This window comes from Kribbella sp. NBC_00482, from assembly GCF_036013725.1.
GTDB lineage: Bacteria > Actinomycetota > Actinomycetes > Propionibacteriales > Kribbellaceae > Kribbella.
Genome location: NZ_CP107881.1, coordinates 5091681 through 5109013, shown reverse-complemented (window position 1 = coordinate 5109013; position 17333 = coordinate 5091681). Strand labels below are relative to the sequence as shown.

Here is a 17333-nt window from a genome sequence, read left to right as displayed (position 1 = left end):
CGGCGGCAACCGGGATTCCAAGGAGGGCGGACGTGCGGCGGAGCACCTTCTCGCCCGAGCCGGACTGTGCGATCGCGCAGTCCCTCGGCGTCATCGGCGACGGCTGGGAACTGCTGATCGTCCGCGATCTGGCGCGCGGGCTGGCGCGGTTCGACGAACTGGCGGGGTCATTGCACATCTCGCGGAAGGTGCTGACCGAGCGGCTGAACGGCCTATTGGACAGCGGGATCGTCGAGCGGTCGGCGTACCAGGACCGGCCGACGCGCTACGCCTATGAGTTGACGCCGCGCGGACGCGCCCTGCTGCCGGTCCTCGTCGCGCTGCAGGACTGGGGCGATCGATGGCTGCTCGGCGACGGGTCACTCACCGGGACGAACGCCGCGGACGAGCCGCCGGCGCAACGCCTGCAGGAGTTGGTGGGTCAGCGGGTGCCGTACGTCGCTTTGCCGTCGATCGCTGGTACGACGGTTGACGTGGTGGATGCGAATGCGCGGGCGACCGTGCTCTTCGGGTACCCGGCGACCGGACGGCCGACCCGACTGCCGGACGGATGGGACGAGATCGCCGGAGCGGCCGGGTGCACGCTGGAGAATCGGCTGTTCGCGGGCCGGGCCGACGACTTCGCGTCGAAGGGGATCGCCGTCCGCGGTGTGAGTACGCAGCGGACCGACGAGCAGCAGGCGTTCGCTCTGGCGGAGGAGATCCCGCACCTACTGCTGTCCGATCTCGATCTGGAACTGGTGGCGGCGCTGCGATTGCCGACGTTCCGGGCCGGCGGGTACGAGCGGTTGAAGCGGGTCGTGCTGGTGGTGGGCGGGGACCGGGTGGTGCAAGCCGTGCGATACCCGGTCACCGACATCGCGGATGCCGTCGACTGGGCACTCACAACTGCTTGAAGAAGGCCTTCACCTCAGCGGCGATCCGTCGTACGACCTCGGGCTTGCCGTTCGGGTTGACGCCGCCGGGGTCCGAGGACGAGCCGTGGTCGTAGCCGTCGAACTCGATCCGGCGGCACAGCGGTAGCACCTTCTCCAAGGTCGCTCGGCCGGGACCGAGGCTGGGAAGACCTTTGCTGCCACCGAGGAGCAGGACCTCGGCCTGGACGGTGCGGAAGTTGTCGAAGGTGCCACCCAGTTCGGCGACGATCGTGCCCTCGGCGTGGATCGTCGGGGCCAACTGGCGCATGGTGATCGCGCCGGCGTCGGCCTGGCGCTCCTCCTTCGCCATCATCTTCTCGGTCATCAAGCGGAGCAGGCCGCGCGGCATCACCTTGAGGAACGCCGGCGCCATCTCGAAGCCGAACATGCTCGTCACCATCGCTCCGGCCACGTCACCGCGGGCGATCTCCTGGTCGAACCGCTTCAGCCACTCGCGATGCGGCGTGCCGTCGGCGACGATCGCTGGCTCGTAGAGCGCAATCTGCTTGAGGTTTGGGAGGGTGCGGGCTGCCTCCAGGACCACCGCTCCCCCGGCGCTGATGCCGAACGCGCGCTCGGCTCCGGCTGCTGTGAGAACGGCGTCCAGGTCCTCGATCTCGGTGCGGACGCTGTGGTCCGGCCTGTGCGGGCCGGAGAGTCCGCGGCCGCGGCGGTCGGGCAGATAGACGGTGAACTCGTCGGCCAGCGCCTCCGCGAACAGCGTGTGGCTGCGGGCCGACTCCATGCTCCCGTGCAGGACGACGACCGCCGGGCCTTCGCCGGTCTTGTAGTAGCCGATCTCGGTGCCGTCGCTGGAGGTGACGACGCTTTGGGTCAGTTCTGCTGCTCTCATGAGATCGATAGTTACATGGGGTCTAGTTACATTGCAACTAGTTTCTTTGACCCTTATGGTTGGGGTGTGACTTTTCGACGCTCATCGCTGGCGCTGGCGATCCTCGGCCTGCTGGAGAACGGGCCGCTGCATCCGTACGGGATCCAGCGACTGATCAAGCAGTGGGGCAAGGACCAGGTGGTCAACGTCGGGCAGCGGACCAGCCTCTATCGGATGATCGTGCGCCTGGAAGAAGCCGGACTGATCTCGGCCGGCGCGACGGAGCAGGACGAGCGGTATCCGGAGCGGACGGTGTACCACCTGACCGACGAGGGGCGGGAGGTATGCCGGGAGTGGTTGGCGGAGATCCTGACGACGCCGCGGAACGAGTTCCCGGAGTTCCCGGCGGGGTTGTCGTTCGTGATGCTGCTACCGCCGGAGACCGCGGGTGAGTTGCTTGGTCAGCGGCGGGAGCGGTTGGCCAAGCGGATTGCGGAGTTGCAGCTCGAGCTTCGGTCGGAGGTGGACGGGCAGCCGATCCCCCGGTTCGCGCTGCTGGAGACGGAGTACCAGGTCGCGGTCGCTGTAGCTGAGGCGAAGTGGATCGACTCAGTCCTCCACGACCTCCGCACAGGCACCCTCACCTGGACCCCGGGACCGGCATGACAACACCCACTGCGGGGGTTGGTGTTGAGGTTTGGTGGGTGGGGGTTGGGGCGGCTCGGGATGAGTTTGCTCGGGATTTGGATGAGGTGGAGCGGGGGCGGTTGGAGGGTTATCTGCGGGAGGTGGACAAGGCGCGGTTTCTGTTGGGGGTGACGTTGGTGCGGCGGGTGCTGGCGGAGAGGTTTTCGTTGCCTGCAGCAAGGGTTGTTTTGGATCGGACTTGCGTGGAGTGCGGGAAGCCGCATGGGAAGGTGCGGGCTGCGGGGGTGGAGTTGTCGGTGACGCACTCGGGGGATCTGGTGGGGATCGCGGTGGCTGAGCGGCCGGTGGGGCTGGATGTGGAGAAGGTTGACCTGGGCGTGGATGTCGACGCGGTGGCTCGGGTTGCGTTGACGGACGCGGAAGTGCGCGAGCTGCGCGGGTATGACGGGGTGGCGAAGGCGCGGGCGTTCACGACGTACTGGACGCGGAAAGAGGCAGTCGTGAAGGCGACCGGCGAAGGACTACGCGGGGACCTGCGCGCGGCGGTGCCGGATGGTGTTCATGTGCAGGATCTCGACGTAGGCGTCGATCACCGCGCGGCGATTGCGGTGGTCTCAGGCGAGCGCCCCGTCGTGCAGGTGCATGACGGGGCGCAGCTACTCGGGTGAGTGGCTAGGTGCGGATTTGGCCTTCGCCGGTGACTACGTACTTGGTGGAGGTCATTTCGGGGAGGCCCATGGGGCCGCGGGCGTGGAGTTTCTGGGTGGAGATGCCGATCTCGGCGCCGAAGCCGAACTCGCCGCCGTCGGTGAAGCGCGTGCTCGCGTTCACCACGACCGCCGCCGAGTCGACCGCGGTCGTGAACCGCCGCGCGGCCGCCTGCGAGCGGGTGATGATCGCGTCGGTGTGACCCGAGCTGTACTGGCGGATGTGCTGCACCGCGTCCTCGAGCGAGTCGACGACGGCCGCGGACAGATCGAGCGAGTTGTACTCCGTCCCGAAGTCCTCCTCAGTCGCCTCCACCACCGAACCCACCGCAACACCCTCGACCGCACCCGCATCCTCGACGGCGGCCGCGTCCGTCGTCGGTTGGTTGTTGCTGATCGCAACAACCTTCGGGTCGGCGTGGACGGTGACACCGGCTTGGGTGAGGGCGGGGAGGGCTCGGGCCAGGAACTCGTCGGCCACCGATGCGTGTACCAGCAGGGATTCCGCGGCGTTGCACACGCTCGGGCGTTGCGTCTTCGAGTTGAGCAGGATCTCCAGGCCGAGGTCGAGATCCGCCTCCGAGTCGATGTACACGTGACAGTTGCCGACCCCGGTCTCGATCACCGGCACGGACGACTCGCTGACCACGGTCTGGATCAGCCCGGCGCCGCCCCGCGGGATCAGTACGTCGACCAGCCCGCGCGCCTGCATGAGTTCCTTCACCGCGGCCCGATCCGTCGGCACGCCCTGTACGACGTCCGCCGGTAGCCCGGTCGACTCGGCGGCGTCCCGCAGTACGGCGATGATCGCGTCGTTAGACGCAGCCGCGGACGACGAACCGCGCAGCAGGACCGCGTTCCCGGACTTCAGGCAGATGCCCGCGGCGTCGGCCGTCACGTTCGGCCGGGCCTCGTAGATGATCCCGACGACGCCGAACGGCACTCGCACCTGCCGGAGCTCGAGTCCGTTGGGCAGCGTGTACCCGCGGACCACCTCACCGATCGGATCCGCCAGCCCAGCGAGCTGCTCCAACCCGGCTGCCATCGCGTCGACGCGCGCCGGGTTCAGCGCCAGGCGGTCGACGGTGGATTCCGGCGTGCCAGCATCCCGCGCAGCGGCCACGTCCTTCGCGTTCGCCGCGACGATCGTGTCCGTGTTCGCCCGCAGCGCCGCCGCCATCGCGTGCAACGCCGCGTCCTTGGTCGCCCGGGACGCCTCCGCCAACGCGTACGACGCCACTCGCGCCCGCCGCGCCAACTCGATGATCTCGCTCACCCCTTCATCGTATGGCCCCCCACGCAGGACGAAGGACGCCGATCTCACCAGACGGCCCCAGCCCCCGGACGCCCGCCACTCATCAACTGCCGACTCCTCGCCACGATCACGCCTGGGCACCCAGACCGGTAGCCCATCCGCACGGGTTGGTGAGTGTTGGGGATCCGCAGCCGGAGCCTCACATCCGGCAGGTGCGGCTCCTCCGGCGGGCACCCGAGCGGCGATCTGCGAATCGCCAGGCCATCACAATCACTCGCCGAACGCGCCGCCGAGCGTGGCGGCGGTCGCGGGTCGCGCATTGTGATGGCCTGGCGATCCGGTCCAGGTCCGCCGCAGGCGGGGAAGGCGAGCGATCGCGTGAGAGAACCGGGGCCGGGCGCGAGTAGGGCACGAGTGGGGCGCAGGTGGGCGCGGATGGGCGCGGGGCGGGCGCGGATGGGCGCGGGGCGGGCGCAGGTGGGCGCGGAGCGGGCGCAGGTGGGCGCGGAGCGGGCGCAGGTGGGCGCGGAGCCGGCGCAGGTGGGCGCGGAGCCGGCGCAGGTGGGCGCGGAGCCGGCGCAGGTGGGCGCGGAGCCGGCGCTGGTGGGCGCGGGGCGGGCGCGGGTAGGTGCGGGTGGTTTGGTGGGTGGTGGGGGTTCGGGCTCAGGGGGATTTGGGGCGTAGGCGGGGAAGGCGGGCGATTGTGTGGGCGAGTGGGACGACTGCTGCGAGGGCGAGGGTGAGGCGGCGGTCGGGCGGGGCGATCGGGACGGCCTCGGTTTTTAGGCGTCGCCAGGCCCACGTGGTGAACGGGATCACCACCAGTGGTGTCGTGATCAGGCCGGGGGTGTAGCGGCGGAGCAAGGCGGACTGGGCGAGGTGGGTGCCGGCGTGGAGGCCGAAGCCCATCAGTGACGCCTGGAAGAACTTGCTGCGGCCGTTGGTGGCGGCGCCGGCGGCGGAGGCAGCGGCCATCGCGATGCCGGTCAGGCCGATCGCGGTGGCTGCCTCGGTCCGGGACATCGGGAGGACCTTCGTCAGCGGCGTCGGGAGGTCGGTCCGTTGCGAGAAGGACGGCATCGTGGCGAGCTCTTCCAGGTCGTGGATGATCCACGCCGCGAGCAGGCCCCAGGCCACCTTCTTCACAGGAGGACCAGGTCGTCCCGGTGAACTACCTCGCGTTCGTACGCCGCACCTAGCTCGCGGGCCAGGTCTCGGGTGGAGCGGCCGAGCAGGTCAGGGAGCTCGGAGGCGTCGTAGTTCACGAGCCCGCGGGCGATGACGACGCCTGTCGGCGACACCAGGTCGACCGGGTCACCGGCGGAGAAAGTGCCTTCTACAGCGGTGATTCCGGCCGGAAGCAGCGACGCGCGGCGCTGCGTCACCGCGCGGACTGCACCTTCGTCCAATCGCAGGATGCCCTGACCTGACGTGGCGTGGGCCAGCCACAGCAGGCGCGTCTTGCGGCGCCGTCCGGTCGGGTGGAACAGGGTGCCGACGGGCTCCCCGCGAAGCGCCTCGCCGACCCGCGCGGCGGAGGTCAGGATGACCGGAATCCCTGCCTCCGTGGCGATTGCGGCCGCCTCGACCTTCGTCTGCATGCCGCCGGTGCCGACGCTCGACGAGCCTGTCTTCCCGATCGCGAGTGGCTCCAGATCGGCGGCGCCACGGATCTCGGTGACCATCGACGTACCGGGTTTGCGCGGATCCCCGTTGTACAGCCCGTCGACGTCGGACAGCAGGAGCAGCAGGTCGGCGTGTACGAGATGACTGGTGAGCGCCGCGAGCCGGTCGTTGTCGCCGAAGCGGATCTCTGTGGTCGCGACCGTGTCGTTCTCGTTCACGATCGGTACGACGCCCAGCTCGAGCAACCGCGCAAACGTCCGGTACGCGTTGCGATAGTGCGATCGGCGCGTGACGTCGTCCACCGTCAGCAGCACCTGCCCGACCCGCAAACCGTGCGCCGCAAAGGCGTCGCTGTAGCGGGCCATCAGCAGTCCTTGACCGACCGAAGCAGCGGCCTGCTGCGTCGCCAGGTCACGCGGCCGGGTCCGTAACCCCATCGGGGCCAGGCCGGCGGCGATCGCGCCGGACGAGACGAGCACGACCTCGGCACCCTCCACCCGCCGCGCCGCGATGGCGTCGACGAGCAGCCGGAGCCGTTCGAGGTCGATCTTGCCGCGCTGGGTCAGCGACGACGAGCCGACCTTCACGACGATGCGCGTGGCGTTCAACGCCTCCGCGCGCCCTGTCCTGGGATGCACCGTCATGGATCAACCGTTCTGGTCGAGTTCCTCCTGCGCCGCCAGCTCGCGCGCTTCCTTGCGCGCCAGCTTCGCCGCAGCGTCCGCTGCTCGTTTCGCCTCGGCCGGGGACAGGTCGACCTCGTCGGCGTCCCAGTTCCGGCCGTACTCCGACCAGTCCTCGGTCCGCTCCCCCTCGCGGAAGGCGTGGTACTCGGTGTCCTTCGCCCGCCGCCGCTGCGCCGCCGGACGATCCTCCTCGAGCCGGTGGTCCTCACCGCGCCGGGCGAGGATCTCCGCACCGGCCTGGACGTCGGGCGCGAAGTCGAACACGATCGCGTTCGGCCCGTCCCCGATCACGACCGCGTCGCCCGGGGTCGCACCGCGCTTGAGCAGCTCGTCCTCGACCCCGAGCCGGTTCAGCCGGTCGGCGAGGTACCCGGTCGCTTCCGCGTTCGCGAAGTCGGTCTGCTTCACCCAGCGCTCGGGCTTCTGGCCCTGCACCAGCCAGCCGCCGTCCTCCGGCAGCTTCTTCACCTTGAACTCGGGCCCGCCCTGCACCTGCGGCCGGATCACGATCCGCGTGGTGTCGGGTTTCGCCTGCTCCGCACGCCGCCGTACGACGATCTCGGCCATCGCGAACTTCAAGGCCTCCAGGCCTTCGTGCGAAGCGGTCGAGATCGGGAACACCCGCAGCCCGCGCTCCTCCAGCTCGGCCTGCACCATCTCGGCGATCTCGCGGGCGTCCGGTACGTCGATCTTGTTCAGGGCAACGAGTCGCGGCCGGTCCTCGAGGCCGCCGTGCGCCGCGAGTTCCCCCTCGATCGTGTCGAGGTCGCTCAACGGATCCCGGCCCGGCTCGTACGTCGCGCAGTCGATCACATGCACCAGCGCGGCGCACCGCTCCACGTGCCGCAGGAAGTCGTGCCCGAGCCCGCGTCCCTCGCTCGCACCCTCGATCAGACCGGGTACGTCGGCGACGGTGAACGTGGTCTCCCCGGCAACGACCACGCCGAGGTTCGGGATCAGGGTGGTGAACGGGTAATCGGCGATCTTCGGCCGGGCGCGGCTGATCGCGGCGATCAGCGACGACTTGCCGGCGCTCGGGAACCCGACCAGGCCGACGTCGGCGACGACCTTCAGCTCCAGGACGAGCGTGCGCTCCTCGCCCTCCTCACCGAGCAGCGCGAACCCGGGCGCCTTGCGCGAGCTGCTCGCCAGCGCCGCGTTGCCCAGACCGCCCTTGCCGCCCTGCGCCGCAACGAACTCCGCGCCCGGTCCGACCAGGTCCGCGAGTACTTCGCCGCTCGCCGTACCGATGACGGTGCCGTCCGGGACGCCGAGGATCACGTCGCCGCCGTTGCCGCCGGCCTGGTGGTCACCCTTGCCCTGGGCACCGTTCGTGGCGGTGCGGTGGCTGGAGCGGTGGTAGTCGACGAGCGTCGTCACGTCCGGGTCGACGCGCAGGATCACGCTGCCGCCGTCACCGCCGTTCCCGCCGTCGGGGCCGCCGAGCGGCTTGAACTTCTCCCGGTGCACCGAGGCGCAGCCGTTTCCGCCGCGGCCCGCGGTGACGTGCACCGTAACGCGGTCGACGAAGCTGGGGATGGCCATCGGTGTTCTCTACTTCCTGTTGGTTACTACACACACAGCAGAAGGGCGGGTCCGCGGTATTCCGCGACCCGCCCTTCGACAGAGCTTGTGTACCGGGTGGCGGTGTTACTCCGCCGGGGCCGGGACGATGTTGACGACGCGGCGACCGCGCCGGGTGCCGAACTCCACGTGGCCCTCGGCCAGCGCGAACAGCGTGTCGTCGCCGCCACGGCCGACCAGGTTGCCCGGGTGGAAGTGGGTGCCGCGCTGACGGACGATGATCTCGCCGGCGTTGACCAGCTGACCGCCGTACCGCTTCACGCCGAGGCGCTGGGCGTTGGAGTCGCGACCGTTACGGGTCGACGCTGCTCCCTTTTTGTGTGCCATGTCTTGATCAGCTCACTTCTTCTTCGCGTCGATCGCGGTGACCTTGACCTGGGTGTAGTGCTGACGGTGCCCCTGGCGCTTGCGGTAACCGGTCTTGTTCTTGTACTTGAGGATGTGGATCTTGGGGCCCTTGGTGCGGCCCAGAACCTCGGCCGACACGGCCACGTTGGCCAGCGCCGCAGCGTCGGCCGTCACGGTGTCGCCATCCACGACGAGAACCGCCGGCAGCGACACAGTGTCGCCCACCTCGTCGGTCAGGCTGTCGATCTCGATGACATCGCCGACGGCGACCTTCTGCTGGGTGCCGCCACTGCGCACGATCGCGTACACCGTGGATCTCACTCTCTGCTGGATCGGAAAACTAACGGGCGTGCTGCTGACGTGAGGCGTACAGGAAAACGGGTCCCTCACACACTCACGATCAGGCACAAGCGCGGTGCGCCGAAGCGCACCGAACCAAGAGTTTACAACTCTAGGCTCGCAAACTCATAATCGGCTCAGCTGCCGGTGGTGACCAGTTCAGCGGGCTCGCTCGAGCCCTTCTCGTCACCGTCGGTAGCGGTCTTGCTCCGGCTGCGGCTGCTGCGCCGCCGCCGGGTGCTCTTCGGGGCGCCGTTCTGCGCGGCGTCCGCTCCGTCGGCAGCCTCAGCGGCCGGTGCCTCCGCAGTCTCCGAGGCGGCCGGAGCCGTCTCGGGGGCCGGGAAGCCGGTCGCCTCAGGGCTCACGTGGTCGTCGGCGCCGGCTGACACCGGGTAGCCGGTGGGTTCCGGCGTACCGTCGGCCTGCTCGTCCGTCTTCGTGGACGCGGCGGCGATCTGGGCCAGCTTCTGGGCGGCGTCGCCGTTGTGCTGCGCCGCCTCGGACTCAGCGGCCTGCTCGTCGTCGCCCCGGCCCTTGCCGCGGCGGCGGCGCGAGCTCTTCCGGCCGCCCTCCTCCGCCTGCGCAGGCTTCTGGTCCTGACCGTTGCTCTGGCCGCCGTTCTGGCCGTTACGGCCGTCGCGGCGACGCGACTCCTTCGGCTCGTCGTGCAGGATCAGCCCGCGGCCACCGCAGTGGTCGCAGTTCTCGCTGAACGCCTCGAGCAGGCCGGTACCGATCCGCTTCCGGGTCATCTGGACCAGGCCGAGCGAGGTGACCTCGGCCACCTGGTGCTTGGTCCGGTCGCGGCCCAGGCACTCGACCAGCCGGCGCAGCACCAGGTCGCGGTTCGACTCGAGCACCATGTCGATGAAGTCGATGACGATGATGCCGCCGATGTCGCGGAGCCGGAGCTGCCGGACGATCTCTTCGGCCGCCTCCAGGTTGTTCTTGGTGACGGTCTCCTCGAGGTTGCCGCCGGACCCGGTGAACTTGCCGGTGTTCACGTCGACGACGGTCATCGCCTCGGTGCGGTCGATGATCAGCGAGCCGCCGGACGGCAGCCAGACCTTGCGGTCCAGCGCCTTCTTGATCTGCTCGTCGATCCGGTAGTCCGAGAAGACGTCGCTCTGGGCCTTCTCGAGCCGGTCGACCAGGTGCGGCGCGACGCCCTCGACGTACTCGCGGACCTGGTCGTAGGCACGGTCGCCGGAGACGACCAGCTTGGCGAAGTCCTCGGTGAACAGATCCCGTACGACGCGGATCAGCAGGTCGGGCTCGCCGTACAGCAGCTGCGGGGCCTGACCGTTCTTGGACTTCTTGTCGATCTCTTCCCAGGCGGCCTGCAGGCGACTGACGTCGGAGGTCAGCTCCTCCTCCGAGGCACCCTCGGCGGCGGTCCGGACGATGACGCCGGCCTCGTCCGGGACGATGTCCTTGAGGATCGTCTTCAGCCGGTTCCGCTCGGTGTCGGGCAGCTTGCGGCTGATGCCGCCGTTGCCGCCGCGCGGCACGTACACGACGTACCGGCCGGGCAGGCTGATCTGGTTCGTGAGACGGGCGCCCTTGTGGCCGATCGGGTCCTTGGTCACCTGGACCAGGACCGCCTGGCCGGACTTCAGCACCTGCTCGATCTTGCGCGGGCCGTTGGCGCCACCAAGGGTCGCCCAGTCCACCTCACCGGCGTACAGGACCGCGTTGCGGCCCTTGCCGATGTCGATGAACGCGGCTTCCATGCTGGGCAGCACGTTCTGCACGCGGCCGAGGTACACGTTGCCGATCAGCGAGGTCTGCTCCGCGGTCGTCACGTAGTGCTCGACCAGGACGTTGTCCTCGGAGACCGCGATCTGGGTCACGTCCTCGCGGGACCGGATCACCATCGTCCGATCGACCGCCTCGCGCCGGGCCAGGAACTCGGCCTCGGTGACGATCGGCGCACGGCGGCGGCCGGCGGCGCGGCCCTCGCGGCGACGCTGCTTCTTCGCCTCGAGACGGGTCGAGCCCTCGATCGCGGTGACCTCGTTCGCCACGGTCTTGCTGCGCGGTTCACGGACCCGTACGACGGTCTCGTCCGGGTCGTCGGGGGACGCGGCGCTGTCCTCGCCCTTGCGGCGACGACGACGGCGGCGACGGCGGGACGAGCTGCCCGCTTCGCCGTCCTCGTCCGCGTCGGCCTCGGCGTCGGAATCAGCGTCAGCGGCCTGGGCGTCGGTGTCCTGCTCGGACTCGTCGTCCTCGTCGTCGGACTGCTCGTCGGCGCTGTCGTCCGCGCCGTCCGCGTCACCGGACTTGCGGCGACGGCGACCGCCACGACGGCGGCGGCGACGGCGGGTGCCCTCCTCGCCGTCCTCACCCTGTCCGTCGGCGGTGCTGTCGGCAGACTCCGCGTCGGCGTCGGTGGTGTCGTCGTCGGTGTCGTCGCTCTGGGCGGCGGTCTCGGCGGCGGTCTTGGCTGCGGTGTCGGCCTTGGCCCTCGTCCGGGTCCTGCGGCTGGACCGGCCTTCTGGCTTCGCCTCGGCTTCGCCGTCGGCCTGCTCGGCGCTCACGGTCTGCGGGGCGTCGTCGGTGGTCGGCTCGGGCGTGGTGTCGCGGGCCTCGGCGTCGCGACCGCGACGGCTCCGGCGGCGGCGCGTGCCGGCCGGCTGCTCGTCGGCGCCCGGCTCCGGGACGCTCTGGGCTGCATCCGCCGCGCCAGCCGGCCGGTCGGTCTTGGCCTGGGTGGTCGTGGACCCGGTCTTGGGCTGGGTCGTCTTGGCAGTCGCGGGCTCACCGGCCTGCGTGTCGGCGGTCGGCGCCTGGAACAGCACCGCCGCAGAAGCAGCCGGCCGACGGCGCGTACGCCGGGCACTCGGCGCCTCGGCCTCGGCGCTCACCGAAGCCTCAGGAGCCTCAGGAGCCGTCGTCCGAGCGTCAGAAGACGTGGTCGTGGCGCCAGAAGCCGTGGTCGGGGCGTCGGACGCCGCGGAGTCGACCGCTCCCGCGGCGGACTTCGTCGTACGGCGCCGAGAACTGCGCTTGGCAGCCGGCGCCTCAGCAGCTCCACCGTGCTCGCCGGCCCCGGCGTTCGCGGGGGCGTCGGCGGACGCCGAGCCCGCGGAGGTGTCGACCGGCGGGGTGGCGGCGGTCTTCTTGGTGGTGCGCTTGCGAGTGGTCTTCTTCGCCGCGGCAGGCTCGGCCTCAGCAGACTCCGCGGGCGGCGCGAACAGCTCCGGGAACGTGTCCTGGGACGCGGCCTTCTTCGTGGTGCGCTTGGCCGTCTTCTTGGCGGCCGCGGCCTTCTTCGCGGGGGCCGCCGCGGCCGTCTTGGCCGGCGCCTTCTTCGCGGCCGCCTTGGCGGCCGTCTTCTTGGCCGGCTCGGCAGCCTCAGCGGCGGGCTCGGCGGTCTTCTTCGCGGCGCGCTTCCGCGTCGTGGTGGTCTTCTTCGCCGCGGCCGTCTTCGCAGTCTTGCGAGTGGCGGCGGACTGGGCGGGAGCAGCCGTGCCGGCTGCTTCGGTGGTCGGCTCGTTGTCGAGCATGTAGTGCGGGTCTCCTCAAGCCTTCCGGCGCATCCGGCGACCCCTGTCACGGGTCCGGCGCGGCCACAAGGCGGTCACGGTTCGCCTCACCGGGCCCTCAGATGCTGCACGGGCCGCGGTAATGCGGAAGCCTGCTGGATCCGCTCCGCCCGCGCTCAGGGCACAGAGGGAGCGGCGGCGTCGCCCTCCGCTGTGTGCGTCTGGCGGGGATCTGCCTGGCCGGTCGCGGTCGCCTGGTTGGCGTCGCGGTCACGAGCGAGCGGATCTTCCACCGTGCCGGTGTCCGTGGTTAGCGGGCCCTGGGCGAGCCTGGTCAAAAGAGCCGGGCCCGTCACCGGGAGCGTCGCTACCTCGAGCACGCCGGCGAGAACGTCGTCGGGTCTCACGGCCGGGGTTCCGTGCCGTAACACCACTTGCAGTATCGCACACGCCGCAACCGGCCCCGGTTCACTCACGACGGTGAGTCGGAGAACAGCAGCCCGACAGTCGAACGAGCGAACTCCCCGTTTGGTCATGCGTTCGACCAGAATTTCGTCCTGTTCGAGGAACGTCCGCACCGCTGCGGCCGCCGCCTCCGGATCCGCTCCGGGCAACGCGATCTGCCACTCACTGGCCTCCAGCCGCTCGGCCAGCGCACCCGGCCCGGCGACCACCACCTCGAGGACGTCCAGACCGGGTGGCAGCGCCTCGTCGAGGGCGGCCCGGACCTGCTCGGCGTCCCGCTCGTGTGTGAGCGATATCTCCAGATACTCCGCCTCGGAGGCGGCTCCGGTCGGCGCGGCACCGGCGTACGAGATCTTCGGGTGCGGGCTGAAACCGTGCGAGAACGCCACCGGGAGCTCGGCCCGCCGTACGGCGCGCTCGAACGCCCGCTGGAAGTCGCGGTGTGAGGTGAATCGCAGCCGCCCGCGCTTGGCGAACCTCACCCGCAGCTTCTGGACCGCGGGGAGCTGCTGCGACGGCGGAGCTTGAACTGGTGGCACGCGGACAGTCTCTCAGAACCCGGTCACTCCGACGGGGCGTACCGCGCCTCCGGCTCGAAGGCCGGCTCGGCCTCGGGATCGAGCTCGACGTGAACGACGCCGCGGAGATCGTCGAACACGACGACCCGGCTGCCGTCCGCGGGCACCCGGTCGGGCGAGGTCCGCATCCGGGCCTGAACCTCGTGCGAGCCTGCGGGCGAGTCGTAGGTGATCGTGACCTCCAGTTCGGGGTTGTTCCCGAGCCAGAGCACGATGCGGCCGAGCTTCACCTGCCCGGCGTACCGGTGCCCGTCCCGTCGCAGTCGTTCGATGGTCGCCTGACGCTGCCGTGCGTGCAGCAGTGCCGACGGCAGCCGAACCACCACGGTGACGAACCAGAGGCCCGTCACCACCGCTACGACCGCCGAGATCGCGATGGCCTCGGTGCCGATCAGGCCGTGGACGGTACGCCGGAACGTCTCGGACGGATCCGGCGCGAGGGCGGTGATGACCGAAATGCCGGCGCCGACGGACAGCCCGGCCAGCATCGGGGCCGCCCTGAACAACCCGGACGCCCGGCGCTGCCCGAGCCGTTGCCGCGCCTGTTCGGTCTGATCGACGGTGACGTGGAGGACCAGGTAGCCCACGACGACAGCTGCCGCGATGAACCAGCCGGTCGGGAGGTTGCCGGGGACATCGACGGCACAGGTGTCGGCCGGCGCTGAGGTCCCGCCGCACAACCACGACGTACCCAGCAGGCTCACGGCGCCCCAGCCCAGGAAGCACAGCAACGCCGAGACCAGCAGGCGTGTCGTCAGCTTTCCGGGCCGCTCACCGGGGGCGAGTCCGGTGATGCGGGACAGCTTGTCGGTGGTCGAGAAGACCGGCCGATGGTCCCACCAGTCCGTCGAGTCCTCCATCTGTGCCTCCCCAGGTCGCGATTCGCGACGAACCGTACCTGGAAATAACTGCAAATAGGCTCACGGCTGAGCGGCGGATTTTCCGGTCAGGTAGAGGGCCCAGCCGAGGAGGCCGAACGAGACCAGCGCGAGCAGGGTCCGGACCAGGTTGAAGGCGACCCATTTCGACTCGTTGAACGCCGCGCGGGCGGCTGCGACGTCGATCGTCGCCGGGTCGCCGGCCGCTTTGAGTGCGTCGTTCAGCGGTACGTTCACCGCCATCGTCAGGATCATCGTGACCAGGTACAGCACGAACGCGACCGCGATCCACGGCAGCGCCTTCTCTTTGAGGCTGAACAGGCCCGCGAGCCCTGTGAAGAGCAGTGCGCCGACGAATCCGAGGCCGAGGAACAGCGGGTTCACGATCGCCCGGTCGACGGCCGTGAACGCTCCGACGAAGGTCCTGTCGTCGGTCTTCGCGAGGCCGGGCATGAACGCGTTCGCGTAGATCCCGTACACGCCGGCCACCAGGCCCGTCGTCATCGTGGCCGCCATCAGCAGAGCCACCCGCAGTCCGTTCATCTCACTCCTCCAGTACGGCGGGAACTCCCCGCACCGAGAAAGTTAGAGGACCCCGGTCGCCGGGAACATGTCGGCGAAACTCACCTGCATGTCCGCCCGGCTCAGAGCTTCGCGCACTGGCCGGAACGCGGCCCGGAAACCCGGTTCGGCGCCTGCAGGTTGGTCGGCGCCGGGGTGTTGGCCGAGCAGGTCAGTGGACCGTTGACGGTGTTCCCGGCGAGCGTGACCGGGTCGGTCGTGCGGCTGCTCGTGACCGACAGCGGTCCCTGGATGGTGCTGCCGACCGCGACCAGGCTGCGGGTGAGGCCGCTCGCGCTGACCGGTCCGGCGATCGTGGAACGCAGCAGGTGTAGGTCGGCCGCCCGATCGGCGCGGACAGGGCCGTTGACGCGCGAGTCCGTGGCGACGAGGGATGCGCCGGCGGCAACCTGGACGGGACCGTTGACGGTCGCGTTGGTCAGGCACGTGACGCCTTTGCTGAGATACAGCGGGCCGTGGTGCGTTCCGGTGAGTGTCGTCGTACAGGCCGGTGCCGGATGCAGGAGCGTGACGGCGAACCGGCGCGGGTCGCCGATGTTGCCGGTGGCATCGATCGCGCGGTACTCGACCTGATGACGCCCGTACCCAGGTGGTACGTCATCCCACGGCACGATCCGTGGCACGCCGAGCTTCCCGTACACGAGCTGGTCGATCGCGGTCCCCTCGGCGGTGAACCGGAACGGCGCAGACGCGTCGGTCGGCCAGCCGTAGTAGTTGTACCAACCGTCCCCGTCGACGCGGAACTCCGGTACGACGTACCCCGTGCTGTCGTCCGTCGCGGCCAGACCCATCGTGAACGCGTCGTTGTAGATGTACTCCGGCCCGCTCGGTTTCTGCACTGTGAGCAGCGGTTTCGACAGCGTCGACGTCACGACCGGCTGTACGCCGTCGACCGTCCACATGAGCGTCTCGGAGCCGGTCTGTGCCGTCAGCGTGTGCCGCCCCGTCAGCTTCAGCGGTGCGAGCGCGAGGTCGCGATCGTTGCCTGGGTTGTCGACAATCCGACCGTCGACTTTCCACACGATCGCGCCGGTGGACTGCGCGGTCTCGGCGTACACGACCTCGTCCGCGCTCACCGGGTGCTCGGTCGAGGTGGATCCGGTGAAGGCCGGCGCCATCGACTGGGGTGCGATGGCAGACGGTTGGATTGTCCACAATCGGATTGCCGTCGGTCGGACGGCGGGATCGCGGATGAACGCTGTGTTGTCGACAATCCTCGCGGTGAGCGTGTGCTGCCCGGGGGCGAGGTCGAGGGTGGACAGGTCGACGGAACGGGCGTTCGCGGTCGGGATCGCCGTACCGTCGACGGACCAGGTGACGTCGAGCTCGTGGTCGACCGGGTGCAGGGTCTGCAACCAAACGACCTGGTCAGCGGCGACCGGGCCGGCCGGGGTGCTGTCCTGGAACAGGTTCGCCTTGGCGGAGAGGCGCTGGGTCATCCGCTCGCGCGACGGCTGGTCGAAGTAGTACCCGAGCGCCTTCATCATCGAGTGCGCACTGGGCCGCCAGACGCCCGAACCGGCGTACATGCCGCCCTCGTAGCGGCCGATCGTGCCGCCGGACTCGGACTTCTCCCCCAGCCAGCGCCACCACTTCTTCTGCTGCTCCAGCATTTGCTGCTCGGTCAGCAAGGTGTGGTGGATCGACGACGGCTCCGGACCGACGTACGGCGCACCGCGCTCGCCGCGGGCGTAGTAGTCGTACTCGTCCTGCAGCCCACCGAGCGAGTGCCCGAGCTCGTGCGGCGTGATCAGGGCCGAGAGCGCGTTGCCCCCGGACGCCGTGGCGTACGTTCCGCCGGCTCCGCCGTACGTGTCGCTGTTGCCGATAGCAAGGATCTGGCGGTTGGCGCTCGTGGTCCCCGGGACGAGGTCGGCGTACTGCGTCGCAGCCGCCTGGCTGACCGTCAGCAGGCGCTGGACGCTGCTCGGGTTGCACCCTCCCCAGAAGCCCATCTGCAGCGGGGTGTCGCGCTTCGGGTCGGTCAGACCGGGGTCGCAGTCGACGCCGGACTCGGGGGACGCGATCTCGACGGCGTACACGTTGACGTAGTTCCGGTACGACTTGAACGGCTCGATGCTCCAGAGGATGTTCAGGTGCTTGTCGAGCTGCTCGCGGAACTTCGGCAGGTCGGCCGCCGTGTAGCCGTCGCCCATCACCACCAGGTTGAACCGCGACTCCGCCGGCCCGGTGACCTGGATCGGTACGACGGTCGCCTCAGGGGCGGCTGCTCTCGCCGGCAGGGTCACCAGGACGCCCGCTAGCAGTGCTAGGACTGCGATCAGGAGCTTCGTACGCATGGTTCTCTCCCCCACCTGGGCGACGGTGCCGTCAGCAGCTTACGAAGGCCTGCGGCGGAGTGTGAGGAGTTCCCGCGTGGCGACGTACGAGCCAACG

Annotated in this window: 15 protein-coding genes; 3 read left to right on the top strand and 12 right to left on the bottom strand. The window is 69.8% G+C overall.

Features of this window, described 5'->3' with window-relative positions:
- Positions 1 to 32: 32 nt before the first annotated feature.
- On the top strand, positions 33 to 896 hold the full coding sequence (locus OHB24_RS25010; RefSeq protein WP_327633265.1) for a winged helix-turn-helix transcriptional regulator: 864 nt from the start codon (positions 33 to 35) through the stop codon (positions 894 to 896).
- Here OHB24_RS25010 and OHB24_RS25005 read toward each other — a convergent pair.
- The gene (locus OHB24_RS25005; RefSeq protein ID WP_327633264.1) at positions 883 to 1770 is read right to left on the bottom strand and encodes an alpha/beta fold hydrolase; all 888 of its coding nucleotides are present in this window, start codon (positions 1768 to 1770) and stop codon (positions 883 to 885) included. The two genes, OHB24_RS25010 and OHB24_RS25005, sit on opposite strands and share 14 nt — an antisense overlap.
- A gap of 66 nt (positions 1771 to 1836) precedes the next feature.
- On the opposite strand from OHB24_RS25005, the gene OHB24_RS25000 reads away from it, so the two are divergent.
- Entirely contained in the window at positions 1837 to 2415 is a 579-nt protein-coding gene (locus tag OHB24_RS25000; protein WP_327633263.1) for a PadR family transcriptional regulator, read from the top strand.
- Positions 2416 to 2693: 278 nt separating this feature from the next.
- Positions 2694 to 3065: a 4'-phosphopantetheinyl transferase family protein gene (locus tag OHB24_RS24995; protein WP_327633262.1), complete on the top strand. Its 372-nt coding sequence runs from the start codon at positions 2694 to 2696 to the stop codon at positions 3063 to 3065.
- 4 nt (positions 3066 to 3069) lie between these two features.
- On the opposite strand, the gene OHB24_RS24990 is transcribed toward OHB24_RS24995, so the two are convergent.
- The 11 genes from OHB24_RS24990 to OHB24_RS24940 all read right to left on the bottom strand — a co-directional run bounded on the left by OHB24_RS24990 (position 3070) and on the right by OHB24_RS24940 (position 17236).
- Entirely contained in the window at positions 3070 to 4380 is a 1311-nt protein-coding gene (locus tag OHB24_RS24990) for a glutamate-5-semialdehyde dehydrogenase (protein ID WP_327633261.1), read from the bottom strand.
- A gap of 642 nt (positions 4381 to 5022) precedes the next feature.
- A complete protein-coding gene (locus OHB24_RS24985) occupies positions 5023 to 5505 on the bottom strand; it encodes an HXXEE domain-containing protein (RefSeq protein ID WP_327633260.1) in 483 nt (160 codons plus the stop codon).
- The gene (proB, locus tag OHB24_RS24980) at positions 5502 to 6629 is read right to left on the bottom strand and encodes a glutamate 5-kinase (protein ID WP_327633259.1); all 1128 of its coding nucleotides are present in this window, start codon (positions 6627 to 6629) and stop codon (positions 5502 to 5504) included. Before proB ends, OHB24_RS24985 begins: the two co-directional genes overlap by 4 nt.
- 3 nt (positions 6630 to 6632) lie before the next feature.
- The gene (gene obgE, locus OHB24_RS24975) at positions 6633 to 8216 is read right to left on the bottom strand and encodes a GTPase ObgE (RefSeq protein ID WP_327633258.1); all 1584 of its coding nucleotides are present in this window, start codon (positions 8214 to 8216) and stop codon (positions 6633 to 6635) included.
- A 105-nt stretch (positions 8217 to 8321) separates the two neighbouring features.
- Positions 8322 to 8582 carry a 50S ribosomal protein L27 gene (gene rpmA, locus OHB24_RS24970; RefSeq protein WP_130381076.1) on the bottom strand — a complete coding sequence of 87 codons (261 nt, stop codon included), beginning with the start codon at positions 8580 to 8582 and terminating at the stop codon, positions 8322 to 8324.
- 12 nt (positions 8583 to 8594) lie between these two features.
- Entirely contained in the window at positions 8595 to 8912 is a 318-nt protein-coding gene (rplU, locus tag OHB24_RS24965; RefSeq protein ID WP_130383537.1) for a 50S ribosomal protein L21, read from the bottom strand.
- Positions 8913 to 9079: 167 nt separating this feature from the next.
- Positions 9080 to 12454, bottom strand: a complete 3375-nt coding sequence (locus OHB24_RS24960; protein WP_327633257.1) for an Rne/Rng family ribonuclease — start codon at positions 12452 to 12454, stop codon at positions 9080 to 9082.
- Positions 12455 to 12609: 155 nt separating this feature from the next.
- Positions 12610 to 13437, bottom strand: coding sequence for a TIGR03936 family radical SAM-associated protein (locus OHB24_RS24955; RefSeq protein ID WP_327633256.1), 828 nt, complete (start codon positions 13435 to 13437; stop codon positions 12610 to 12612).
- 23 nt (positions 13438 to 13460) lie between these two features.
- Complete coding sequence (locus OHB24_RS24950) at positions 13461 to 14336, bottom strand: hypothetical protein (RefSeq protein WP_327633255.1); 876 nt, start codon at positions 14334 to 14336, stop codon at positions 13461 to 13463.
- 60 nt (positions 14337 to 14396) lie between these two features.
- Positions 14397 to 14897, bottom strand: a complete 501-nt coding sequence (locus OHB24_RS24945) for an anthrone oxygenase family protein (RefSeq protein ID WP_327633254.1) — start codon at positions 14895 to 14897, stop codon at positions 14397 to 14399.
- Between the two features lie 101 nt (positions 14898 to 14998).
- Positions 14999 to 17236: a M64 family metallopeptidase gene (locus tag OHB24_RS24940; RefSeq protein WP_327633253.1), complete on the bottom strand. Its 2238-nt coding sequence runs from the start codon at positions 17234 to 17236 to the stop codon at positions 14999 to 15001.
- Positions 17237 to 17333 lie beyond the last annotated feature (97 nt).